The sequence below is a fragment of the Ilyobacter sp. genome, assembly GCF_041583315.1.
GTDB lineage: Bacteria > Fusobacteriota > Fusobacteriia > Fusobacteriales > Fusobacteriaceae > Ilyobacter.
In genome coordinates, this window is the sequence record NZ_JBFHGC010000497.1 from 1 (window position 1) to 2,176 (window position 2,176).

At 37.3% G+C, this 2,176-nt stretch carries 2 protein-coding genes; both read right to left on the reverse strand.

Annotated elements, in window-relative coordinates:
- A partial coding sequence (locus tag ABZA26_RS13395) for a serine dehydratase beta chain (protein ID WP_372715002.1) occupies positions 1–719 on the reverse strand: 719 nt, incomplete at its 3' end.
- A gap of 416 nt (positions 720–1,135) precedes the next feature.
- The coding region (locus ABZA26_RS13400) for an L-serine ammonia-lyase, iron-sulfur-dependent, subunit alpha (protein WP_372715003.1) at positions 1,136–2,176 on the reverse strand (1,041 nt) is incomplete at its 5' end.

Sequence of the window (2,176 nt, forward strand, 5' to 3'; positions counted from 1 at the left end):
ACTGCCCCTGATGCCCCACAGGTAGGAGCAGTTACAACTCTTCCGCCGCCTCCATTTTCTTCAGATACAGCTAGAGTATAGGCAAATATTCTACCTGTAAAACCATTTCTAGAATTATCCCTCCTGGCTTTTCTGTAAAAAGACTGAGCCTTTCTTGGATATTTTAATGTTCCTGGAAGTACTCCTGTCTTATTGATTCCTGTTTTTACGCACTTCTCCATGGCTTCCCATATATTTTGAAGAAATTCCCAGACAGACGGTCCTTCCATCTCTTCGACATACTCCCACATCTCTTTCCTGTTTATTTCGCACCACTCCATAATTTCACTCATAGTACTGAGTGAATAAACCTTTGTGAGCCCATGCCTTGACTCTCCATCTTCCATGATGGTTCCTCCACCTACAGAAAAAACCAGCCACTCTCTTGTAATACCACCATTATCATCCAAAGAAATAAATTTCATACCATTAGTATGATACTCATGTACTATCTCAGGTTTCCAGATAATTTCCGTATGCTTTGGACTAAGGGTTTCTATGATTACTGAATCTGTAAGATGACCTCTTCCAGTTGCTGCCAAAGAGCCGTATAATTCCACTCTAAAATTTGCTGCATCTGGATTTTCAGACTTAAATTTTTTCGCTGCTCTTTCTGGTCCCATCGTATGAGAACTAGAAGGTCCGTTTCCAATTTTAAATAGCTCTTTTAAAGAATCCATGTTCCTCCTTTTCCTACAACATAAAATTATTTACAACAATATAATATAAAAAAATTCATTTTTCTGTAATTCTCACTATCGATAATATACTCATATTTAAGATAAGTCAATACATTTTGTAACAAATTATTACACAAAAATTAAAAAAAGCTGCTTTTAGGCAGCTTTTTTTGTTATGTTAAATTCAGTATATTGTTGATATTTCTACCCAAAACATTCTTTTTTAAATTTGTATAATGTATTTTATCGTAGATCAAGCTTTCACATATTTTTATGAAAAATTTTTAAATTATTAGAGTATTTCTCTTTCTCAATAACTCCAATTCAAATATTTATTACAACAGAAAATTCTTATAATTTTTAAACTTTAATCTATGCTTTTTTAATAATAAAAAGACCGGAAAAAACCGGTCAGATTAACATTCTGCATCAAAATTAAATTTTGCAAGTCCTCCGAGAGAGGTTTCCTTGTATTCGCACTTTAAGTCTCTTCCTGTTTCCTTCATAGTGAGAACCACCTGATCAAAGGATACTGCATGCTGACCATCTGTATAGAGGGAATAGTTTGCAGCATCAAGAGCCCTTACTGCTGCTGCTGCATTTCTTTCTATACATGGTATCTGCACATATCCTCCTACAGGGTCGCATGTGAGACCTAGATGGTGTTCTAAGGCTATCTCTGCTGAATATTCTATCTGCTTCAGAGATCCTCCCAGAAGGAAAGTAGACATTCCAGCGGCCATAGAACAGGCTGCACCTACCTCTGCCTGACATCCACCTTCAGCACCGGATATAGTTGCATTTTCCTTTATTATATTTCCTATAAGTCCTGCAATTGCAAGCCCCTTCAAAACCTCATCCTCTGAAAGGTTATATTCCTCTTTCAGAGCATACAGAAGACCAGGTATCACTCCAGAAGCTCCGCAAGTAGGTGCAGTAACTACTCTCCCCCCTCCTCCGTTCTCTTCAGATACAGCAAGGGTATAGGCGAATATTTTTCCTGTAAAACCATTTCTTGAATTATCCCTTCTGGCTTTCCTGTAAAAAGACTGAGCCTTTCTAGGATATTTCAATTTTCCTGGAAGCACTCCGGTTCTGTTTATTCCTGTTTTTATACAGCTTTCCATAGCTTCCCATATTTTTTCAAGGAAAGGCCATATAGAGCTTCCTTCCATCTCCTCTACATATTCCCACAGTTCTTTTCTGTTTTTAGTGCACCAGTCCATAATTTCAGTCATTGTCCCCAAAGGATACACACTAGATCCCCCTTGTCTTGCCTGACCATCTTCCATTATAGTTCCGCCGCCTACTGAAAAAACCAGCCACTCTTTTATTATATTCCCGTCAGAATCCAAAGCAAAAAACTTCATTCCGTTTGTATGGTATTCATAGTTTACTTCTGGCTTCCATAAAATTTCTGTTTCCTTTGGTTTTAATGTCTCTATAATTATCCAGTC